General features: G+C 38.7%; 1 protein-coding gene. It reads right to left on the minus strand.

The features are described 5' to 3' along the window. Window positions 1–228: 228 nt before the first annotated feature. On the minus strand, window positions 229–1,410 hold the full coding sequence (locus GHD25_RS19755) for an IS256 family transposase (RefSeq protein WP_164220067.1): 1,182 nt from the start codon (window positions 1,408–1,410) through the stop codon (window positions 229–231). Between the last annotated feature and the right edge of the window lie 36 nt (window positions 1,411–1,446).

Raw genomic sequence — 1,446 nt, forward strand, 5'->3', positions numbered from 1 at the left:
CTATAGCAGCCACAGCTTTGCTGCTTGCCATTGACTGCAGTGCCCGATTCTTAGTATTTGCTGGAAGGGGTCGGGGCCCCGCCGGCAAATACTTAGAATCGATTTATCCGTGTTACAATATAGAGAAGGATGTGCCCTTAAGGCATTATTCTGGCCATCCTTCGAAGCTTCCTTGAACACGGATAAAAGCAAAGTCAATGGTGGCGTTATCTTTGGTTTCCTTCTTTACTAGTCTTCTGATCCATCATAGTTCTTTAGGTACTGTTTATTTGCCCACTCCTCATCGATGTTCATAAGGACTGAACCAATGATACGAATTACCGATTGATCATTTGGAAAGACGGAAATGACTTTTTCTCTTCTTCGAATCTCTCTATTTACTCGTTCGATCATATTAGTTGTTCTAAAATATCTGTGGTATTTTGGTGGTTGAGAATGAAACTGCATCGCATCTTCATAGCCACTATCCAATAGTTCTATTGCCTTTTGTAGTTTTTTTGTATCTTGATACTTATTGATAAAGCTTGTTTTTAATTCATCGGCATGTTTACGTTTAGATGTTCTGAAAATAGCTTTAAGATCCTCTTTAGCTTCCTCCATACCCTTTTTTGGCATGGTATCAACAATGTTTCGCAGTAAATGCACTGTACACCTTTGCCAGGAAGTACCTAAGAATGTTTCCCTAATGGCTTTAATTAATCCTGCATGGGCATCAGAGATAATCATCTGTGGTGAATGAATACCACGGGATTTTAAGTATTCGAAAAAGCTAGACCAGCTCTGTTCGGATTCTTTATGATCTACTTTCAGGCCAATGATTTCTCTGTATCCTTTTTCATTAACACCACAAGCAACATAGACTGCTTTTGAGACGACACGCTTTCCTTCTCGAACTTTGATATACATCGCATCTACGTAAATATAAGGGAAGTAGTATACATTTAAAGGACGATTTTTCCAGTCGTTTACAATTGGATCTAAAGATTTTGTAATCTCTGATACAAATGACTTTGAAACCTTCTTACCGCATAACTCTTCAACAATATTGGACACTTTGCGTGTGGACACACCATTGATAACCATTTCCATCATGGAGATGACTAAAGCCTGGTCGTATCGCTCGTACCTTTTAAAAGCCGATGGAGAAAATTCCCCATCCCTCGTGCGTGGTACATTTAGTTTAAGTGTACCGGCCCCGGTGATCAATTCACGCTCATAGTAACCATTCCGATAGCCTCTGCGACTGTCTGTTCGCTCATGAGAAAGAGCATTAATATATTCGTCCCTTTCTTTTTCCATTAATGAATTTAAAATCAGAGCTAAAGAAGATTTAACAGGAGATTCCAAAGGACTATTTTCGACTTTCTCTTTAAGATCTTCTAAATCTATAGTAATATTTATTTGGGTCATCTTTTCATACCTCCATGTGTTGTTTTCTGGGTCGAA

It is taken from the genome of Virgibacillus aidingensis (genome assembly GCF_010994035.1).
Classification (GTDB): Bacteria; Bacillota; Bacilli; order Bacillales; family Amphibacillaceae; genus Virgibacillus_N.